Origin of the sequence: Dactylosporangium darangshiense (genome assembly GCF_039537565.1) — a bacterium.
GTDB lineage: Bacteria > Actinomycetota > Actinomycetes > Mycobacteriales > Micromonosporaceae > Dactylosporangium > Dactylosporangium darangshiense.
Map to the genome: position 1 here is coordinate 18,734 of NZ_BAABAT010000062.1, position 16,710 is coordinate 35,443.

General features: G+C 72.6%; 21 protein-coding genes. 12 read left to right on the forward strand and 9 right to left on the reverse strand.

Going from position 1 to position 16,710, the window contains the following annotated elements; genetic code table 11:
* The first annotated feature begins 30 nt into the window (after nt 1-30).
* Nucleotides 31-1,938 (forward strand): acyl-CoA dehydrogenase family protein, encoded by a 1,908-nt coding sequence (locus tag ABD901_RS52315; RefSeq protein WP_345141943.1) that lies wholly within the window; start codon nt 31-33, stop codon nt 1,936-1,938.
* Between the two features lie 108 nt (nt 1,939-2,046).
* Here the strand turns inward: ABD901_RS52315 and ABD901_RS52320 are convergent, their stop codons facing one another.
* From ABD901_RS52320 to ABD901_RS52345, 6 genes are all read right to left on the reverse strand, one after another.
* The gene (locus ABD901_RS52320; protein WP_345141946.1) at nt 2,047-2,643 is read right to left on the reverse strand and encodes a hypothetical protein; all 597 of its coding nucleotides are present in this window, start codon (nt 2,641-2,643) and stop codon (nt 2,047-2,049) included.
* A 52-nt stretch (nt 2,644-2,695) separates the two neighbouring features.
* Entirely contained in the window at nt 2,696-3,466 is a 771-nt protein-coding gene (locus ABD901_RS52325) for a LolA-like protein (protein ID WP_345141949.1), read from the reverse strand.
* Nucleotides 3,456-3,707, reverse strand: a complete 252-nt coding sequence (locus tag ABD901_RS52330) for an ArsR/SmtB family transcription factor (protein WP_345142053.1) — start codon at nt 3,705-3,707, stop codon at nt 3,456-3,458. Before ABD901_RS52330 ends, ABD901_RS52325 begins: the two co-directional genes overlap by 11 nt.
* Nucleotides 3,708-3,828: 121 nt before the next feature.
* A complete protein-coding gene (locus tag ABD901_RS52335) occupies nt 3,829-4,770 on the reverse strand; it encodes a metal ABC transporter permease (protein WP_380138168.1) in 942 nt (313 codons plus the stop codon).
* On the reverse strand, nt 4,767-5,477 hold the full coding sequence (locus ABD901_RS52340; RefSeq protein ID WP_345141952.1) for a metal ABC transporter ATP-binding protein: 711 nt from the start codon (nt 5,475-5,477) through the stop codon (nt 4,767-4,769). The genes ABD901_RS52335 and ABD901_RS52340 overlap by 4 nt, the downstream gene beginning before the upstream one ends.
* A 32-nt stretch (nt 5,478-5,509) precedes the next feature.
* Nucleotides 5,510-5,848 (reverse strand): DUF6703 family protein, encoded by a 339-nt coding sequence (locus ABD901_RS52345; RefSeq protein ID WP_345141955.1) that lies wholly within the window; start codon nt 5,846-5,848, stop codon nt 5,510-5,512.
* On the opposite strand from ABD901_RS52345, the gene ABD901_RS52350 reads away from it, so the two are divergent.
* The 3 genes from ABD901_RS52350 (at nt 5,789) to ABD901_RS52360 (ending at nt 8,229) form a co-directional block, all read left to right on the forward strand.
* A complete protein-coding gene (locus ABD901_RS52350) occupies nt 5,789-6,109 on the forward strand; it encodes an antibiotic biosynthesis monooxygenase family protein (RefSeq protein WP_345141958.1) in 321 nt (106 codons plus the stop codon). The genes ABD901_RS52345 and ABD901_RS52350 overlap by 60 nt on opposite strands.
* Nucleotides 6,110-6,128: 19 nt before the next feature.
* Nucleotides 6,129-6,656 (forward strand): hypothetical protein, encoded by a 528-nt coding sequence (locus ABD901_RS52355; RefSeq protein WP_345141961.1) that lies wholly within the window; start codon nt 6,129-6,131, stop codon nt 6,654-6,656.
* A 190-nt stretch (nt 6,657-6,846) separates the two neighbouring features.
* Nucleotides 6,847-8,229, forward strand: coding sequence for a glycine--tRNA ligase (locus tag ABD901_RS52360; protein ID WP_345141964.1), 1,383 nt, complete (start codon nt 6,847-6,849; stop codon nt 8,227-8,229).
* A 20-nt stretch (nt 8,230-8,249) separates the two neighbouring features.
* Here the strand turns inward: ABD901_RS52360 and ABD901_RS52365 are convergent, their stop codons facing one another.
* Nucleotides 8,250-8,720, reverse strand: coding sequence for an XdhC family protein (locus ABD901_RS52365; protein ID WP_345141967.1), 471 nt, complete (start codon nt 8,718-8,720; stop codon nt 8,250-8,252).
* Nucleotides 8,721-8,829: 109 nt separating this feature from the next.
* On the opposite strand from ABD901_RS52365, the gene ABD901_RS52370 reads away from it, so the two are divergent.
* The 3 genes from ABD901_RS52370 to ABD901_RS52380 are packed head-to-tail and all read left to right on the forward strand — an operon-like array spanning nt 8,830 to nt 11,342.
* On the forward strand, nt 8,830-9,840 hold the full coding sequence (locus ABD901_RS52370) for a permease (RefSeq protein ID WP_345142056.1): 1,011 nt from the start codon (nt 8,830-8,832) through the stop codon (nt 9,838-9,840).
* Nucleotides 9,837-10,616 carry a TIGR03943 family putative permease subunit gene (locus ABD901_RS52375; protein ID WP_345141970.1) on the forward strand — a complete coding sequence of 260 codons (780 nt, stop codon included), beginning with the start codon at nt 9,837-9,839 and terminating at the stop codon, nt 10,614-10,616. Before ABD901_RS52370 ends, ABD901_RS52375 begins: the two co-directional genes overlap by 4 nt.
* Nucleotides 10,617-11,342, forward strand: coding sequence for a histidine phosphatase family protein (locus tag ABD901_RS52380; protein ID WP_345141972.1), 726 nt, complete (start codon nt 10,617-10,619; stop codon nt 11,340-11,342). It abuts the gene before it with no gap.
* Here the strand turns inward: ABD901_RS52380 and ABD901_RS52385 are convergent.
* Nucleotides 11,306-12,100, reverse strand: a complete 795-nt coding sequence (locus ABD901_RS52385; protein WP_345141975.1) for a potassium channel family protein — start codon at nt 12,098-12,100, stop codon at nt 11,306-11,308. The two genes, ABD901_RS52380 and ABD901_RS52385, sit on opposite strands and share 37 nt — an antisense overlap.
* An 85-nt stretch (nt 12,101-12,185) precedes the next feature.
* Here ABD901_RS52385 and ABD901_RS52390 point away from each other — a divergent pair, with 85 nt between their 5' ends.
* Complete coding sequence (locus ABD901_RS52390) at nt 12,186-12,662, forward strand: YcxB family protein (protein WP_345141978.1); 477 nt, start codon at nt 12,186-12,188, stop codon at nt 12,660-12,662.
* A 4-nt stretch (nt 12,663-12,666) separates the two neighbouring features.
* Here ABD901_RS52390 and ABD901_RS52395 read toward each other — a convergent pair whose 3' ends face one another.
* Nucleotides 12,667-13,578: a class I SAM-dependent methyltransferase gene (locus ABD901_RS52395; RefSeq protein ID WP_345141982.1), complete on the reverse strand. Its 912-nt coding sequence runs from the start codon at nt 13,576-13,578 to the stop codon at nt 12,667-12,669.
* Nucleotides 13,579-13,669: 91 nt separating this feature from the next.
* Between ABD901_RS52395 and ABD901_RS52400 the strand changes: the two genes are divergently transcribed.
* The 4 genes from ABD901_RS52400 to ABD901_RS52415 are packed head-to-tail and all read left to right on the forward strand — an operon-like array spanning nt 13,670 to nt 16,710.
* On the forward strand, nt 13,670-14,080 hold the full coding sequence (locus ABD901_RS52400; RefSeq protein ID WP_345141987.1) for a TOBE domain-containing protein: 411 nt from the start codon (nt 13,670-13,672) through the stop codon (nt 14,078-14,080).
* Complete coding sequence (gene modA, locus ABD901_RS52405; RefSeq protein WP_345141991.1) at nt 14,077-14,874, forward strand: molybdate ABC transporter substrate-binding protein; 798 nt, start codon at nt 14,077-14,079, stop codon at nt 14,872-14,874. The genes ABD901_RS52400 and modA overlap by 4 nt, the downstream gene beginning before the upstream one ends.
* Complete coding sequence (locus ABD901_RS52410) at nt 14,852-15,658, forward strand: ABC transporter permease (RefSeq protein ID WP_345141994.1); 807 nt, start codon at nt 14,852-14,854, stop codon at nt 15,656-15,658. The genes modA and ABD901_RS52410 overlap by 23 nt, the downstream gene beginning before the upstream one ends.
* Nucleotides 15,640-16,710 carry an ABC transporter ATP-binding protein gene (locus ABD901_RS52415; RefSeq protein ID WP_380138179.1) on the forward strand — a complete coding sequence of 357 codons (1,071 nt, stop codon included), beginning with the start codon at nt 15,640-15,642 and terminating at the stop codon, nt 16,708-16,710. Before ABD901_RS52410 ends, ABD901_RS52415 begins: the two co-directional genes overlap by 19 nt.

The following is a 16,710-nucleotide window of genomic DNA, read 5'->3' on the forward strand; positions in this document are numbered from 1 at the left end:
GGTGTTAGGCCCGTCTACCTGGGGGTGGCCATGGTTTCCACGGAGGTGCGCGCGGAACGGGAGGCGCGCAAGGTCATCGAGGAGAGTCGCGAAACCGAGTGGAGGAAGCCCAGCTTCGGCAAGGAGCTCTTCCTCGGCCGGCTCCGCCTCGATCTCATCGACCCACTGCCGGAGCTCGACCCGGTAGCCGAGGCCCGCGGCGCCGAGTTCCGCGCGAAGCTGGCCGCGTTCATGTCCGCCGAGGTCGACGGGCAGCAGATCGAGCGCGACGCGCGCATCCCGGACGAGGTGCTCACCTCCCTCGGTGAGCTGGGCGCCTTCGGGATGAAGATCGACGAGAAGTACGGCGGGCTCGGCCTGACCAACCTGGACTACTGCCGCGCGCTGATGCTCGTCGGCTCGGTCAACCCGTCCATCGGCGCGCTGCTGTCGGCGCACCAGTCCATCGGCGTGCCGCAGCCGCTCAAGCTGGTCGGCACCGACGAGCAGAAGCAGCGCTTCCTGCCCCGCCTGGCCGGCGGCGAGGTGTCGGCGTTCCTGCTCACCGAGCCGGAGGTCGGCTCCTACCCGGCCAACATGCGCACGTCCGCGGTACCGACGCCGGAGGGTGACTACCTGCTCAACGGGGTCAAGCTGTGGGCCACCAACGGCACCCTGGCCACACTGTTCGTGGTCATGGCGCTGGTGCCCAAGAGCGAGGGCCACCGCGGCGGCATCACCGCGTTCGTGGTCGAGGGCGACGCGCCCGGCGTCACGATCGAGCGGCGCAACGCCTTCATGGGCCTGCGCGGCCTGGAGAACAGCGTCACCCGCTTCCACGACGTGCGGGTGCCGGCGGCCAACGTCATCGGCGGCGAGGGCCAGGGCCTTCGCATCGCGCTGAGCACGCTCAACACGGGCCGGCTGTCGCTGCCCGCGATGTGCGTCGGCGCCGGCAAGTGGTGCCTCGGCGTCGCGCGCTCCTGGTCGGCCGAGCGCGTGCAGATGGGCCGCCCGATCGGCGCCTACGAGGCGATCGCGAAGAAGATCGCGTTCATCGCGGGCTCGACGTACGGCATGGAGGCGATGCTCGAGGTCTCCTGCCGCCTGGCCGACGACAACCGCAACGACATCCGCATCGAGGCGGCCCTGGTCAAGCTCTACGCCAGCGAGCTGGCCTGGAAGGTCGCCGACGAGCTGGTGCAGATCCGCGGCGGCCGCGGCTACGAAACCGCGGACTCGCTGGCCGCGCGCGGCGAGCGCCCGATCCCGGCCGAGCAGATCCTGCGCGACCTGCGGATCAACCGCATCTTCGAGGGCTCGACCGAGATCATGCACCTGGCGATCGCCCGCGAGGCCGTCGACGCCCACCTCTCGGTCGCCGGCGACATCATCGACCCGGAGGCCGGCCTGGGCCGCAAGGCCCGCGCGGCGGGCCGGGCGGGCGGCTTCTACGCCAAGTGGCTCCCGACGCTGGTCGCCGGCAAGGGCCAGCTGCCCGGCGGCTACGGCGAGTTCGGCCCCCTGGCCGCGCACCTGCGCTACGTCGAGCGCGCGTCGCGCCGCCTCGCGCGCGAGACGTTCTACGCGATGGCCCGCTGGCAGGGCAAGCTCGAGCACAAGCAGGGCTTCCTCGGCCGGGTCGTGGACATCGGCGCCGAGCTCTTCGCCATGTCCGCGGCCTGCGTCAAGGCGCGCGCCGAGCGGGCGGAGCGGCCCGAGGGCGTCGAGCTCGCCGACCTGTTCTGCCGGCAGGCCGCGCTTCGGGCCGAGGCGCTCTTCCGCGAGCTGTGGGACAACGCCGACGCCGTCGAAGTGGCGGCCACCAAGCGGGTGCTCCAGGGACGGTACCTGTCGCTGGAGGAAGGCGTCGTGCCCGCGCCCGCGGAAGGCTCGTCCACGGCGTCGTGGTCGCCGGGGCCGTCCACCGAATCCGACGTCCGTCGCCGGCCGCAGTGACGGATGCCAGGTGCCGTGAGCGCGCCTCCTGCTTCATCGCACGCTACACCCGGCCACCAAACCGCTCGGACAAAACGGGCGGCGTAACTCCGGAACGTAACCGCAACGCTACCTGAGGCCGAGGGACCGCAGTTCCAGGCGGGCCAGGGCCTCGACCGCATCGGGATCGCCGCGCCGCCACAGCGCGGCGATCTCCGGGTCGACCCGCAGGAGACGCCGCAAGGGCTGCGTCGCCAGGGCGCGCAACGCCAGCAGGTCCCGGCCGGCCGCCACCGACCGCAGGCGCGCGGCCGAGCCGGCCCGGCGGATCCAGCGGATGCGCAGCGGCAGCCACACGCCGACCACCAACAGCAGCGGCACCACCACGACCACGATCGACAGGACCCACGCCAGGTCGTTGACGATGTCCTGCTGCTCGCGGCCGGCGTTGGCCAGCGACATGGCGGCGTTCGCGGCGTTGGTGAACGGCGCGGCCACCGAGTCGGGCACGCCCGGCACGCCCTTGATCTTGTCGCCGGCCGAGTTGAGATTGGCGGCGAGCCCGTCGCCGGCGCCCTCGAGCTTGCGGCCCGGTGCGGCCAGACGCTGGATCAGGTCGAACAGTGCCATGCCCAGCCTCACCCAGGCGTAGACCCACGCCACGACGAGGGCGTCGGTGAGGAGCTGCCGGATGGCGACGGGGGTGCGGTCGGCATAGAGCTTCATGACTCCAGCGTGCGGCACCCGGCCGTCCGCCGCAGCGCACGCCGGCGTGGGGTTACTGCAGGGCCTGGTACAGCTCGTCCGGCGCCTGCTGGACCTCCGCGGAGTCCGGCCGCTCGATGGCGATCGGCTGTGCGAAGTCGGCGAACTTCGACGTCGACGTCGAGGCGGGGCCGCTGCCGACCGGCGGGGTGTGGATGACCAGCGACGTGACGTACCCCTGCGGATTGACCGTCGCCTCGAACGGCACGCTCTTGAGCGCCTCGCTCACCCCGCCGGCGCCGGCGACGACCGGGTTCTTCGTGCGGTCGAGGGTGCCGCTGTAGGCGCCGGGCGCGGTCCGGGTCACCGCGACCACCTCGGCGTCCAGCGTGCCGAGGTTGGTGGGGTTGCCGCTGGCGTCCAGGCCGAGCTTGGACAGCGACTTCACCTTCGTCATGTCCATGTGGGCCCAGCGGTCGCCGCTGGTGACGCCGGGCACCTTCAGGTACAGGTCGGAGCCCACGAGGATCGCATCGATCGTGACGCTGCGGCCCGACAGGGTGAGGTCGGAGTGGTACCCGGTCGCCTTCGCCTTCGGGTCGGCCGCGCCGCTGGCCTTCTGTGAGCCCAGGGTGCCGAGGTCGGCGTCGATCGTGAACGTCATCGTCGCCTGGTTGGTCTTCGTCACCGCCGCCTTGAACGCGGTCGCCGGGTCGGAGGCCTCCACGGTCGGGGCGGCGCTCGCCACCGCGCCGTTCTCGGCCGATTTATCCGATTTATCGGTACACCCGGACAGCGCCACCAGCGCCACCAGGCAGACGGCCGCGGCGCGCTTACCCCTCACGGGCGTGGCTGACCGCATCGGCGACGATGTGCGCAATGTGCTCATCAATCAGAGAATATGCGATTTCGCGGCCCCGCCGAGCGCCGTGCACCACGCCGGCGCCGCGCAGCACGCGCAGGTGCTGCGAGATCAGCGGCTGCGGCGCCTCGAGCGTCTCGACCAGCTCGTGCACGCACCTGGGCCCCTCGGCGAGCTCGGTGACGATCCGGATACGCAGCGGCGCGGACAACGCCCGCAGCAGCTCCCCGGCGGCCTCGTAGCCGTCGGGCCGAGTGGCCGCGCGGCGGCCCTCAGGCGCCGGCCCGCTGCGGCCGTCAGGCGCCGGCCCGCTGCGGCCGTCAGGCGCCGGCCCGCTGCGGCCGTCAGGCCCCGGCACGCGCTTCACCCGTGTGGTCCAGCGGCCCGGCCCCGCCCGGCGCCGCGGCGGTCAGGCCCGGTTCGGCGGGTGCGGACGGTTCGCCGGCGCCGGTATCCGACGACCGGTGCCGTGCGCCGCGCGCGGCCCGCGCGGCCGAGGCGCCGACCGTGACCGCGAAGAAGCCGGCGATCGCGAGCAGCACCACCGTGGCACCGGGCCCGGTGTCGATCGCGGTGGACAGCCACACCCCGCCGCCGGAGACGAGCAGGCCGAGCCCGATCGCGGCCAGCATGGTGGCCCGGAAGCCGCGGGTGAGCTGCTGCGCGGTCGCCACCGGCACCACCATGAGCGCGCTGACGAGCAGCAGCCCGACGGCCCGCATGGCGACGGTGACGGTGACCGCGGTGGTGATGGCGAGGATGAGGTTGAGGGTGCGCACCGGCAGGCCCGACACCCGCGCGTACTCCTCGTCGTGGCACACCGCGAACAGCCACGGCCGCAGCAGGATCGACACGGCGAGCACGGCGACGCCGAGGATGAGCATCACCGTCAGGTCCTGCCGGCTGGTCGTCAGCGGCGAGCCGAACAGGTAGGTCACCAGGCTGCGGCTGCTCTGCGCGTCGGAGAGGTTCACCAGCACCACGCCGCCGGAGATGCCGCCGTAGAACAGCATCGACAACGCGATGTCGCCGGAGGTGCGGCCCCGCTCGCGGACCAGCTCGATGACGACCGCGCCCGCCGCGGCGGCGATGACCGCCATGATCACGGGGGAGCGGTGCAGCAGCAGGCCGAGCCCGACGCCGGTGAGCGCGACGTGTCCGAGGCCGTCGCCGATGAGCGAGAGCCGCCGCTGCACCAGGTACACCCCGATGGCCGGCGCCGCCGCGCCCGTGATCAGCGCCCCGAGCAGGGCGCGGATCATGAAGTCGTACGTAAAGATGCTCATGCCGTGGCGGCGTGCGGGTGCACGTGGTCGTTGTCGATCGCCGGCGGCGCACCGTCGTGGACGATCTCGCCGCGACTCACCACGACCGCGCGGGTGATCAGCGGGCGCAGCGGGCCCAACTCGTGCGCGACGAACACGACCGTGCCGCCGTACGTGACGAAGCGTTGCAGGCACCCGGCGAACAGCTCCTGGCTGACCGCGTCGACGCCCGCCGTGGGCTCGTCGAGCACCAGCAGCTCGGGGCCGCCGGCCAGGGCGCGGGCGATGAGCACCCGCTGCTGCTGGCCGCCGGAGAGCACCGAGACGGGCTCGCGGGCGCGCTCGGCGAGGCCGACCGCGTCGAGCGCCTCGGCGACGGCGCGCCGGTCGGCGGTGGACGCGGGGCGCAGGAAGCCGCGCCGGGCCAGCCGCCCCTCGGCGACGACCTCGGCGACGGTGGCGGGCACACCGCTGCCGGCGCCGACGCGCTGCGGGACGTAGCCGATGCGGTGCCAGCCGCGGAAGCGCCGCAGCGGGGTGCCGAACAGCCGCACCTCGCCGGCGGTCAGCGGTGCGAGGCCCATCGCGGCCTTGACGAGCGTGGACTTGCCGGAGCCGTTGGCGCCGAGCACGGCGACCACCTCGCCGGCGTGCACCGTGAGCGAGACCCCGTCGAGCACGGGCCGGCCATCGTAGGCGACGACCGCCCGTTCGACCTGGAGAACCACCCTCCGAGCGTGCCTGATAATGGGAATCGTTGTCAACTTGCCTCGTAGGCGGCCACGCAGACGAGCAGCAGGAGAATGATCACGCGGACGGCTCGCAGCGGGGGAGGCGTCACCGCCCAGGTGCGGCTGAGCACCCAGCCCAGGCCGGCCGCCAGGACCAGCAGGATCGCCGAGCCCACGACGCCCGGCAGCAGCATGCCGGCGAACACGACGGCGGCGCCGGCCAGGAAGACGAGGGTCTTGTTGAGCCGGGCCAGCCGGATGAGCACGCGCTCGGTCATGGGGCGGGGGTCCTTCCGTATGCTCGTTGCATGCTCGTGATCACCAGATTTGTGGTCGAGGACGGCGAGGACTTCGCGGGGCGCGCCCACGCCGCGCTCAACGCCCTCGCGGCCTGCCCAGGGTACCGGCGCGGAGCGCTCGGACGCGCGTACGACGACCCGGAGCACTGGAGCATCCTCACCGAATGGGAGTCCGTCGGGTCCTACCGGCGGGCGCTGTCGAACTTCGACGTGAAGGTGCACGCCACCCCGCTGCTCGCACAGGCGCACGACGAGCCCTCGGCCTTCGAGGTGCTGGCCGAGAGCGCGCCGGGCGGGGCGCTCGAGGTCACGACGAGTGACCGCGCCTGACGTTGGATAGGCTGATCGCATGATGCCGCCTCAGGTCGGCCCCCAGCCGCAGTGGCAGGCACCCGACGAGGTTCCACCGCCGCCGCGCGGACCGGGCGTGCTCACCCCCTTCGCCGCGCCGCCGCGCGACCGCGACCTGCGCGGGCTGTGGATCGGCCTGGGCATCGGCGGCCTGGCGCTGGTGCTGTGCTGCATCGGCGGCGTGGTCGGCATCGCCTTCCTGCTGCCATATGCCGACAACATCGCCAAGTCGCAGGTCGCCTCTGTCGTGGAGGTGTATCTCGCCGCCGTGCGCGACGAGGACTACACCACGGCCCGGCGCCAGCTGTGCGACGCCGAGCAGCGCACGCACACCATCGGCTGGTTCGAGGACCACTTCGGCCAGTCGCCGATCATGGACTACCGGGTCGACCCGGCCGACGTGCGGATCGGCAACGAGAGCATCACCGTCGACGCCCAGGTCCTGCAGAACGGCAGGTGGGCCGACGAACGCTACGACATGGAACAGGCCGGCAGCCGCTACGTGATCTGCGGCGGACTGGATTAGGCCGCCCGGCGGCCCGCCGCCCGGCGCTCGCCGGTTAATCTGGTGCGGCCCGCCCCGGCGTAACCGTACCGTCGATGGTGACGTTGACGGTTTGTCCAGGGTCGACCGGCTTTTTGCGCTGAACCCGACCAATCCGACAAACACGACCAGCCTTGCCGACAGCCAGTCGCCGTAAGGCCGAGGAGGAACCATGGCCGCAGATCGCATCGATTCCGTCGTCAGCCTCGCGAAGCGCCGCGGCTTTGTCTTCCCGTCGAGCGAGATCTACGGGGGCACGCGCTCGGCCTGGGACTACGGCCCGCTGGGCGTGGAGCTCAAGGACAACGTCCGCCGGCAGTGGTGGCGCACCATGGTCCAGCAGCGCGACGACATCGTCGGCCTGGACTCCGCGGTCATCCTGGCCCGCGACGTGTGGGTCGCCTCCGGCCACGTCGACGCCTTCGTCGACCCGCTGACCGAGTGCGCCTCCTGCCACAAGCGCTTCCGCGCCGACCACCTCGAGGAGGCCTGGGTCGAGAAGAACGGCACGAGCAAGCCGTTCGTGCTGAGCGAGATCAACTGCCCGAACTGCGGCAACAAGGGCACCTTCAGCGAGCCGCGCATGTTCAACGGCCTCATGAAGACCTACCTCGGCGCCGTTGAGAACGACGAGGGCCTGCACTACCTGCGCCCGGAGACGGCGCAGGGCATCTTCGTCAACTTCAACAACGTCGCCCTCGCCGCGCGCAAGAAGCCGCCGTTCGGCATCGCGCAGGTCGGCAAGAGCTTCCGCAACGAGATCACCCCGGGCAACTTCATCTTCCGCACCCGCGAGTTCGAGCAGATGGAGATGGAGTTCTTCGTCGAGCCCGGCAGCGACGAGCAGTGGCACGAGTACTGGCTCCAGGAGCGCTGGAACTGGTACATCGACCTCGGCATCTCCCCGGAGAACATGCGCTTCTACGAGCACCCGAAGGAGAAGCTGTCGCACTACTCGAAGCGCACCGTCGACATCGAGTACCGCTTCCGCTTCGGCGGCCAGGAGTTCTCCGAGCTCGAGGGCATCGCCAACCGCACCGACTTCGACCTGAACACGCACTCGAAGCACTCCGGCGTCGACCTGTCCTACTTCGACCAGGAGAAGAAGGAGCGCTGGGTCCCCTTCGTCATCGAGCCGGCCGCCGGCCTCACCCGCGCGGTGCTCGCCTTCCTGCTCGAGGCCTACGACGAGGACGAGGCCCCGAACACCAGCGGCGGCGTCGACCGGCGCACCGTCATGCGGTTCGACAAGCGCCTCGCCCCGGTGAAGGCGGCCGTGCTGCCGCTGTCGCGCAACGCCGACCTGTCGCCGAAGGCGCGCGACCTCGCCGCCCAGCTGCGCAAGCGCTGGACGGTCGACTTCGACGACGCGCAGGGCATCGGCCGGCGGTACCGCCGCCAGGACGAGATCGGCACGCCGTTCTGCCTCACGGTGGACTTCGAGACGCTCAACGACGACTCGGTGACCGTCCGCGACCGCGACTCGATGAGCCAGGACCGGGTGTCGCTCGACCAGGTCGAGCGCTACCTGATCGAGCGCCTCCCGGGCTGCTAACCCCAAGAACGGGCTGCCAGCTACGAGAAGCTGAACCCGCCGGGCCGGTCGTTCCTGTCGGCGACCAGCCCGGCGAGGGTCGCCAGCGCGATCTCCGCCGGCGTGCGGGAGCCGATGTTGAGGCCGATCGGCCGGTGCACCCGGGCGATGTCCGCCTCGGCGACGCCCAGCTCCCGCAGGGCCGCCACGTGCGGCGCGGTGTGCCGCGGGCTGCCCATCACCCCGACCCAGCGGGCCGGCGAGGCCAGCGCGTCGCGCAGCGCCGCGCCGAGCTCGGGCCGATCGTGGTCGCACACCACCACGTCGGTGTTCGCGTCGATGCTCACCCCGGACAGGCCCGGCTCGGCCAGCGCCACCCGGTAGCCCAGCGTGGCGGCGAGGTGCAGCAGGTGGGTGGCGACGGGCGAGTCGAAGACCGCTACCACGGCGCGGCCGTCGGGCGCAGCCTCGACGGCGCCGTGTGCCAGTGCGCACGCCTGAGAGTCAAACATGGATTCACGCTCCGAAGTATTCGTCGGCGCTTCATGCCGACGGTACCTAACGGCTTACCGTCAATCGGGCGCGCCGCCCAGCGCACGCGGTAGCCTCCTCACCGTGACGCTGACCGCCGGCCCCGATCCCGCGACGAGCGCGCCGCCGGAGGCGCCGCCCGAGCGGAAGCGGTGGCGACCCGGCTCGGTCGAGGTGCTCGCGGCACTGCTCGTCCTCGTGGTGCTGCTGCGCGGGCCGATCGCCCGGTCGCTGGCCACGCCGGCGCTGCAGACCTGGCTCACCGTGTTCGTGTCGGTGCTGACCCAGGCGATCCCGTTCCTCGTCTTCGGCGTCGTGCTCTCCGCGGTCATCGCCGTCTTCGTGCCGCCGTCGTTCTTCGCCAAGGCGTTGCCGCGGCACCCGGCCCTCGCGGTGCCGACGGCGAGCGTCGCCGGCGTCGTGCTGCCCGGATGCGAGTGTGCCTCGGTGCCGGTCGCCGGCGCCCTGGTTCGCCGCGGCGTCACCCCGGCGGCCGCGTTCGCGTTCCTGCTCGCCTCGCCCGCCGTCAACCCGGTCGTGCTCGTCTCCACCGCCGTCGCCTTCCCGGGCCAGCCGCGGATGGTGCTCGCCCGGGCCGTGGCCAGCCTCGTGACCGCCTGCGTCATGGGCTGGCTGTGGCAGGCGTTCGGCAAGGGCAGCTGGCTGCGCATGCCGTCGCGCGCCCATCTGGACGGCATGGCGAAGTGGCCGGCGTTCTGGGCGTCGGTACGTCACGATGTGCTGCACGCCGGCGGCTTCCTCGTCGTCGGGGCCGCGTGCGCCGCCGTCATCGCCGTGGTGGTGCCCAAGTCGTGGCTCGAGCACGTGGCGTCCAACCCGGCCCTCGCGATCGTCGTGCTCGGCCTGCTCGCCGTGCTGCTGTCGATCTGCTCCGAGGCCGACGCGTTCGTGGCCGCCTCGCTGACCCAGTTCTCGCTCACCGCGCGGCTGGCGTTCCTGGTCGTCGGCCCGATGATCGACCTCAAGCTGTTCGCGATGCAGGCCGGGATCTTCGGCCGCCGCTTCGCCATGCGCTTCGCGCCCGCCACCTTCGTCGTGGCGATCCTCGTCTCCGCCGCGTTGGGACCGGTACTGCTGTGAACAAGCAAGCCCAGGCCGTCATTCTGCTGCTCGTGGGCGGCGCGGTGCTGCGCGCCAGCCTCACGGGGCAGTACCTCAACTATGTGAAGCCCGGCCTGCAGCCCTACCTCGTGGCCGCCGGCGCCATCCTCGTGCTCGCCGGGGCGTTCACGCTGTGGTACGAGCTGCGTGGCCCCAAGAACGCGGCAGCGCACACGAACGCCGAAGAGCGCACGAACGCCGAAGAGCACAAGGGGGCCGAAGAGCACGCGCACGACGACGACGGGCACGGGCACGCGCACGGCGGGCCGAAGGTGGCCTGGCTGCTGCTCGCCCCGGTGCTCGGCCTGCTGCTGTTCGCGCCGCCGGCGCTGGGCTCCTACGCGGCCGGGCGCTCCGGCTCGGCGGTCACGGCCCGCTCGGAGTACGCGCCGCTGCCGGCCGGCGACCCGCTGCGCCTGACGATGCTCGACTACGCCTCCCGGGCCGTGTTCGACAAGGGCGCCTCCCTCGGCGAGCGGCGCATCCGGCTCACCGGCTTCGCGATGCGCGGCCCGCAGGACACCTGGCTGCTGGCCCGGATGATGGTCAGCTGCTGCGCTGCCGACGCCCGGCCGGTGAAGGTCGCGCTCGGCGGCGACCTGCCCGACGGCCTCGCCGACCAGCAGTGGCTCGACATCACCGGCAAGTACAGCGGCCGCGAGCTGCAGGACGAGGTCAACGGCGAGGCGATCCCGTTCATCGAGGTGTCGGAGGTCACCTTGATACCCGTGCCGCAGGAGCAGTACGAGTCGTAGGTGGCCTTTTCACACCCCGCACTGCTCGTCCTCGTGCGGCACGCCGAGTCCGCGCGCAACATCGCCAAGAAGGGCAGCGTCTACTTCGCCGACGACGCGGCCCGCCAGGTGGTGCGCGGCGTGCCCGACCACCTCATCGAGCTCACGCCGGACGGCCGCAAGCAGGCCCTGCAGACCGGCAATGGCATCCGGGAACGTTTCGGGACCTTCGACTACGTGTACACCAGCGGCTATGCCCGAACCGAGCAGACCGCCGAGGGGATTCTCGAGGCATATCCGGCCGCCGAGCGCTCCGCGATGCGCGTCAAGCCGGAGCTGTTCATCCGCGAGCGCGACTCGGGCTTCGCCTACGACATGACGACCGCCGAGGCCGAGGCGGCGTTCCCCTGGCTGAACGAGTACTGGCAGACCTTCGGCGGCTTCATGGCCCGCCCGCCGGGCGGCGAGAGCCTCGCCGACGTCGCCGGCCGCGTGCACATGTTCCTCGTCGAGCTGGCCGCCCGCCACGCCGGGCAGAAGATCCTCGTCGTCACGCACGGCGGCACACTGCGCTGCTTCCGGTTCCTGCTGGAGGGCTGGAGCTACTCGCAGGCCCAGCAGTGGCCCGAGGGCGGCGCACCGGCCAACTGCGGCGTCACCACCTACCGCGGCACCGGCTCCGGCCTCGAGCTGGAGGACTACAACCGCGTCTACTGGACCGTCGGTTCCTCCACCGACGGCATCTGAGCCATCTGAGCCACCGCCGGGACCTGGGCCGCTCGCAGCTGGTCGACCTCCGCCCGGAGGCTGGCCAGCTCCGCGAGGACGAGCGCGATGTCGCTCTTCGTCGCGTCCTGCGTCTTGTCGTCCTTCACCGAGATCCGGTCCACGATCCACGTCGCCAGCGACCCGGTCACGAAGCCGATGAGCCCGATACCGCCGATCATCAGCCCGACGGCGACGAGCCGGCCGTCGGTGGTGACCGGGAAGTGGTCGCCGTAGCCGACGGTCGTGATCGTCACGCACGACCACCACAGCGCCTCGGTGTAGCTGGTGATGTTCGCGTCCGGGTTGTTCCGCTCGGCGTCGAGGACGGCCAGCGCGGCGACGAAGATGAGCAGCACGCTCGTGGCGCCGACGTACAGCGCGAGCCGCCCGCGAGCCCACTCCTCGGTCCGCCGGGTCAGCACCAGCACCGCGGTGAACAGCCGCATGACCCGCAACGGGCGCAGCGCCGGCAGCAGCAGCACGGCGAGGTCGAACATGTGGCTGCGGACAAACCGGGCCCGGTTGACATGCAGCCAGAAGCGCACCGAGTAGTCGGCCACGAAAAGCGCCCAGATCGCAACATTGGCCGCCTCGCAGGCATCGTGCCAGGCCCGGGGGATGCCGGGGCGCAGGATCGGCACCGCGTACGCCACCAGGAACACGACCGCGAGCCCCGTCAGCGGGCCGGCGGTGCGCCGCTCCCAGGCGTCCGCGCGCAGGTCACTGCGGATGTTCATGCCGACAGCATGCACCCCGGGTGCCGCGGCGGACAGGGATCGGCGATGGCGTACTGTCGCCCCAGCAATCGATGAACGGGGAACCATGCACATCACGCTGACGGTCCAGCCGGACAGCGGCCGGACGCGCAGGTCGCTGCGGGCGCGGATGCGCGGCGGGCTGCGTTCGTGGAACCTCATCGGCGGCGGGCTCTCGGCGGCCGGCCTCGGCGCGCTGCTGCTCGGCGCCCCGGTCGGCGGCGGAGTCATGCTGACCCCCGGCGTGGTCATGCTGGTCGGGCCGTGGCTGCTCACCCGCGCGGCGGCGAACGCCCGCACGGGCGTGTTCGTCGAGATCGCCACCTACGAGCTCACCGACGACGCCGTCCGCGTGCGCACCCCGAGCCTGCGGGCCGGCTACAAGTGGTCGACGGTCGAGCGCGTCGAGGACAACGGCGAGTTCTGGGTCGTGGTGACCGGCGGCACCGGCGTGCTCGTGCTGCCGTGGACGCTGCTGCCGGCCGTCGACGTCGCCCAGGCCCGCGACTTCCTACGCCAGCGCGGCCTGCTCGTCGCCGTCTAGGCGCTCAACGCCGCACCGCCACTGCGTAGAAGCGGTCCTCGCCGTCGTCGTACTCGCACAGCTCCCACCCCGACCGCTCGCACGTCGCGGCGAGGGGCCCGCGGGCCAGCGGCTCGTCCGGGCGCAGCACCCGGCCGTGGCGCGCGGCCAGCGCCGCCCGGCCCGACGGGTGGAACAGCACGAGCCGGCCGCCCGGCCGCGTGACCCGGGCCAGCTCGCGGAAGCCCTCGCCGGCGTCGGGCAGGTGCATGACGAGCCCGGCGGCGAAGATCGCGTCCAGGGCGCCGTCGGCGAACGGCAGCCGCCGCGCGTCCGCCAGGACCAGTCGCTCGCCCCGGGCGCGGGCCACGTCGAGCATCTGCGGGGTGTGGTCCAGGCCCAGGACCAGGCCCGCCGGGCCGACGGCGTTGCGCAGGGCCGGCAGCGCGCGGCCGGTGCCGCAGCCGGCGTCGAGCACGACGCCGCCGCACGGCAGGGCGGCGCGGCGGACCGCGGCGGCGTAGGCGGGCCCGTCGTCGCCGAACTTCGCGTCCCACGTCGCGGCCCGCACGCCGAAGAAGGCGCGGGACTCCCGCAGATACCACCGGCCGTGCTCGAGCAGCCGCGGCGCGACGTGGCGCACCACCGGCCACGCCGGGTCGTGCAGGTCGACGACGATGTCGGCGGCGTCGCCCCGGTTGGCCTCCGCGGCGTGGTGATGCCGGGACGTCCGCAGCCACACCAGCACCGCGTCGCCGCCGCCGTCGACCGCGATGGTGCGCTCGTCGTCGACGGCGGCGCGCAGGGTGTCGGCCAGCCGCGTCGAGGTCGAGCGCACGGTCGCCGGGTCCGTGCCGTCGACCACCACGGTGACCGGGCCGCGGGCCGTGACGGCCGCCGCCACCAGGTCGAGCACCTCGCGCCACCGCTGCGTCATGCCTCCATCATGCCCCGCGCCGATTCTCTTGGGCAGATGCGAGCCCATTGGCCTATTCGTCCTCGCAAGTGCGGCCACTAGGCTTTCGTTCATGACCATGTTCCGGATCGGCGAAGCGGCCGAACTGCTCGGCGTCAGCGCCGACACGCTGCGCCGCTGGGTCGACTCCGGGCGGCTCGCAGCGGGCCGGGACGACAACGGCCACCGCGTGATCGACGGCGTCGACCTGGCCGCGTTCGCGCGGGCGCAGGCCGCCGAGGCGGAGGAGCGCTCCGACGGCTCGTCGGCCCGCAACCGCCTGCGCGGCATCGTCACCGCGGTGGTCAAGGACACGGTCATGGCGCAGGTCGACATCCAGGCCGGGCCGTTCCGGATCGTTTCGCTGATGAGCCGCGAGGCCGCCGACGAACTCGACCTGCAGGTCGGCTCGCTGGCCGTCGCGGTGATCAAGTCGACCACCGTTGTGGTGGAGCGTGTCGACAAGGGGAGGAGTCACTCATGAGGCGCACCGCACTGGCGGCGCTCATGGTCGCGCTGGTCGGGCTCGCCGGGTGCGGCGACAATGCCGACAAGCCCGCGAATACCGCACAGCCCACATCGAGCGGCACCGCGAGCACGGTCAAGGGCACCGTCACCGTCTTCGCGGCGGCGTCGCTGACCGAGTCGTTCAACCAGATCGGCAAGGACTTCGAGGCGGCCAACCCGGGCGCCAAGGTGACGTTCAACTACGCCGGCAGCTCGGCCCTGGCGACCCAGATCAACAACGGCGCGCCGGCGGACGTGTTCGCCTCGGCGGCGCCGGCCAACATGAAGACCGTGACCGACGCCGGCAACGGCTCCGGCGCCCCGACCACGTTCGTCAAGAACCAGCTCGTGATCGCCGTGCCGAAGGGCAACCCGAAGGGCGTCAAGGGCCTGTCCGACCTCACCAAGCCCGGCGTGAAGGTGGCGCTGTGCGCGGAGCAGGTGCCGTGCGGCGCGGCCGCGAAGAAGGCCCTCGACGCCGCCGGCGTGAAGCTCACCCCGGTCACGCTGGAGCAGGACGTCAAGGGCGCCCTGTCGAAGGTGAAGCTCGGCGAGGTCGACGCGGCGCTGGTGTACCGCACCGACGCCAAGGCCTCCGCCGCCGACGTCGAGGGCGTCGAGTTCCCCGAGTCGGCGGGTGCCATCAACGACTACCCGATCGTCGTGCTCAAGAACGCGCCCAACGCGGCCGGAGCACAGGCGTTCGTGGCCTGGGTGCTGTCCGACAAGGGCAAGACCGTCCTGGCGAATGCCGGCTTCCAGGCGCCGTGACCGCTCGCGGCGGGTGCCGGCAGCACTGCTGGTACCCGCCGCGCTCGGCCTCGCCTTCCTCGTCCTGCCGCTGGCCGGCCTGCTGATCCGGGCGCCGTGGACCACGCTGCCGCAGCGGCTCACCCAGCCGGGCGTGCTCACCGCGCTGCGGCTGTCATTGCAGAGCGCCACGATCGCGACGGTGGTGTGCATGCTGCTGGGGGTGCCGCTGGCCTGGCTGCTCGCCCGGGTCGAGTTCCCGGGCCGGCGGGTCGTGCGCGCGCTGGTGACGGTGCCGCTGGTGCTGCCGCCCGTGGTCGGCGGTGTCGCGCTGCTGCTCGTCTTCGGCCGCCGCGGCCTGCTCGGCGAGTGGCTGGACCGCACGTTCGGCGTCACGCTGCCGTTCACCACGACCGCGGTCGTGCTCGCCGAGGCGTTCGTGGCGATGCCGTTCCTCATCATCGCCGTCGAGGGCGCCCTGCGCGGCGCCGACAGCCGCTACGAGGAGGCCGCCGCCACGCTGGGCGCCGGGCGGTGGACGACGTTCACGCACGTGACGCTGCCGCTGGTGGCGCCCGGCATCGCCGCCGGCGGCGTGCTGTGCTGGGCGCGGGCGCTGGGCGAGTTCGGCGCCACCATCACGTTCGCCGGCAGCTTCCCGGGCAGGACCAGGACGATGCCGCTGGAGGTTTACCTGGCGTTGGAGACCGACCTGCAGGCGGCGATCGTGCTGAGCCTCATCCTCTTGGCCGTCTCGGTGGCGATCCTGGCCTCGCTGCGCGACAAATGGGTCACCACGGCATGACCTACCTCGATGCGCACCTGGTTGTGGAGCGGGGCTCGTTCCGGCTCGACGCACGCCTCGGCATCGCCGCCGGCGAGGTCGTCGCGCTGCTCGGCCCCAACGGCGCCGGCAAGACCACGGCGCTGCGGGCCCTCGCCGGCCTCGCCGCGCTCACCGACGGGCACATCGCGCTCGACGGGCGCGATCTGGACCGGCCCGAAACGAGGCTGTGGACGCCGCCGGAGAACCGGCCGATCGGCGTGGTGTTCCAGGACTACCTGCTGTTCCCGCACCTGAGCGCGCTCGACAACGTGGCGTTCGGGCCGCGCCGGCACGGCCGCGACCGGCGCGCCGCCCGGGTCGAGGCGCTGGCCTGGCTCGACCGCGTCGGCCTGGCCGACCATGCGCGCCGCAAGCCCCGCCAGCTCTCCGGCGGCCAGGCGCAGCGGGTGGCCCTGGCGCGGGCTCTTGCGGTACAACCGCGGCTGTTGCTCTTGGATGAACCCCTCGCCGCGCTCGACGCCGGCACGCGGGCCGACACCCGGGCCGAGCTGCAGCGGCACCTCACGGATCATCCGGGCGCCACGCTGCTGGTGACACACGACCCGCTCGACGCGCTGGTGCTCGCCGACCGGCTGGTGATCCTCGAGGGCGGCGCCGTGGTGCAGGAGGGCGACGCGGCCGAGATCACCGCGCGGCCCCGCACCGAGTACGTGGCGCGGCTGGTCGGGCTCAACCTGTACCGCGGGCGGGCCGACGGCCACGCGGTCGACGTCGGCGGCGTGGCGCTGACCACGGCCGACGCGCTGCAGGGCGAGGCGTTCGTGGCGTTCCCGCCTGCCGCGGTCGCGCTGCACCCGGCCCGGCCCGACGGCAGCCCGCGCAACGCCTGGCCGGCCACCATCGCCGGCATCCAGCGCCACGGCGACAACCTGCGCATCCAGCTGACCGGCGCGCTGAGCGTGGCCGCCGACGTCACGCCCGCGGCGGCGGCGCACCTGCAGCTCACGCCGGGCCGCGAGGTCTGGGTGGCGGTCAAGGCGGCCGAGACCCGGGCATATCCCGCCTCCTAG

Bases quoted from the DNA above. Each gene is read 5' to 3' on its own strand.
- ABD901_RS52315 (WP_345141943.1), top strand. From the start codon at position 31: ATGGTTTCCACGGAGGTGCGCGCGGAACGGGAGGCGCGCAAGGTCATC.
- ABD901_RS52320 (WP_345141946.1), bottom strand. From the start codon at position 2,643: ATGAAGCTCTATGCCGACCGCACCCCCGTCGCCATCCGGCAGCTCCTC.
- ABD901_RS52335 (WP_380138168.1), bottom strand. From the start codon at position 4,770: ATGAGCATCTTTACGTACGACTTCATGATCCGCGCCCTGCTCGGGGCG.
- ABD901_RS52350 (WP_345141958.1), top strand. From the start codon at position 5,789: ATGCTCGTGATCACCAGATTTGTGGTCGAGGACGGCGAGGACTTCGCG.
- ABD901_RS52355 (WP_345141961.1), top strand. From the start codon at position 6,129: ATGATGCCGCCTCAGGTCGGCCCCCAGCCGCAGTGGCAGGCACCCGAC.
- ABD901_RS52360 (WP_345141964.1), top strand. From the start codon at position 6,847: ATGGCCGCAGATCGCATCGATTCCGTCGTCAGCCTCGCGAAGCGCCGC.
- ABD901_RS52365 (WP_345141967.1), bottom strand. From the start codon at position 8,720: ATGTTTGACTCTCAGGCGTGCGCACTGGCACACGGCGCCGTCGAGGCT.
- ABD901_RS52385 (WP_345141975.1), bottom strand. From the start codon at position 12,100: ATGAACATCCGCAGTGACCTGCGCGCGGACGCCTGGGAGCGGCGCACC.
- ABD901_RS52390 (WP_345141978.1), top strand. From the start codon at position 12,186: ATGCACATCACGCTGACGGTCCAGCCGGACAGCGGCCGGACGCGCAGG.
- ABD901_RS52395 (WP_345141982.1), bottom strand. From the start codon at position 13,578: ATGACGCAGCGGTGGCGCGAGGTGCTCGACCTGGTGGCGGCGGCCGTC.
- ABD901_RS52400 (WP_345141987.1), top strand. From the start codon at position 13,670: ATGACCATGTTCCGGATCGGCGAAGCGGCCGAACTGCTCGGCGTCAGC.
- modA (WP_345141991.1), top strand. From the start codon at position 14,077: ATGAGGCGCACCGCACTGGCGGCGCTCATGGTCGCGCTGGTCGGGCTC.
- ABD901_RS52410 (WP_345141994.1), top strand. From the start codon at position 14,852: ATGCCGGCTTCCAGGCGCCGTGACCGCTCGCGGCGGGTGCCGGCAGCA.
- ABD901_RS52415 (WP_380138179.1), top strand. From the start codon at position 15,640: ATGGGTCACCACGGCATGACCTACCTCGATGCGCACCTGGTTGTGGAG.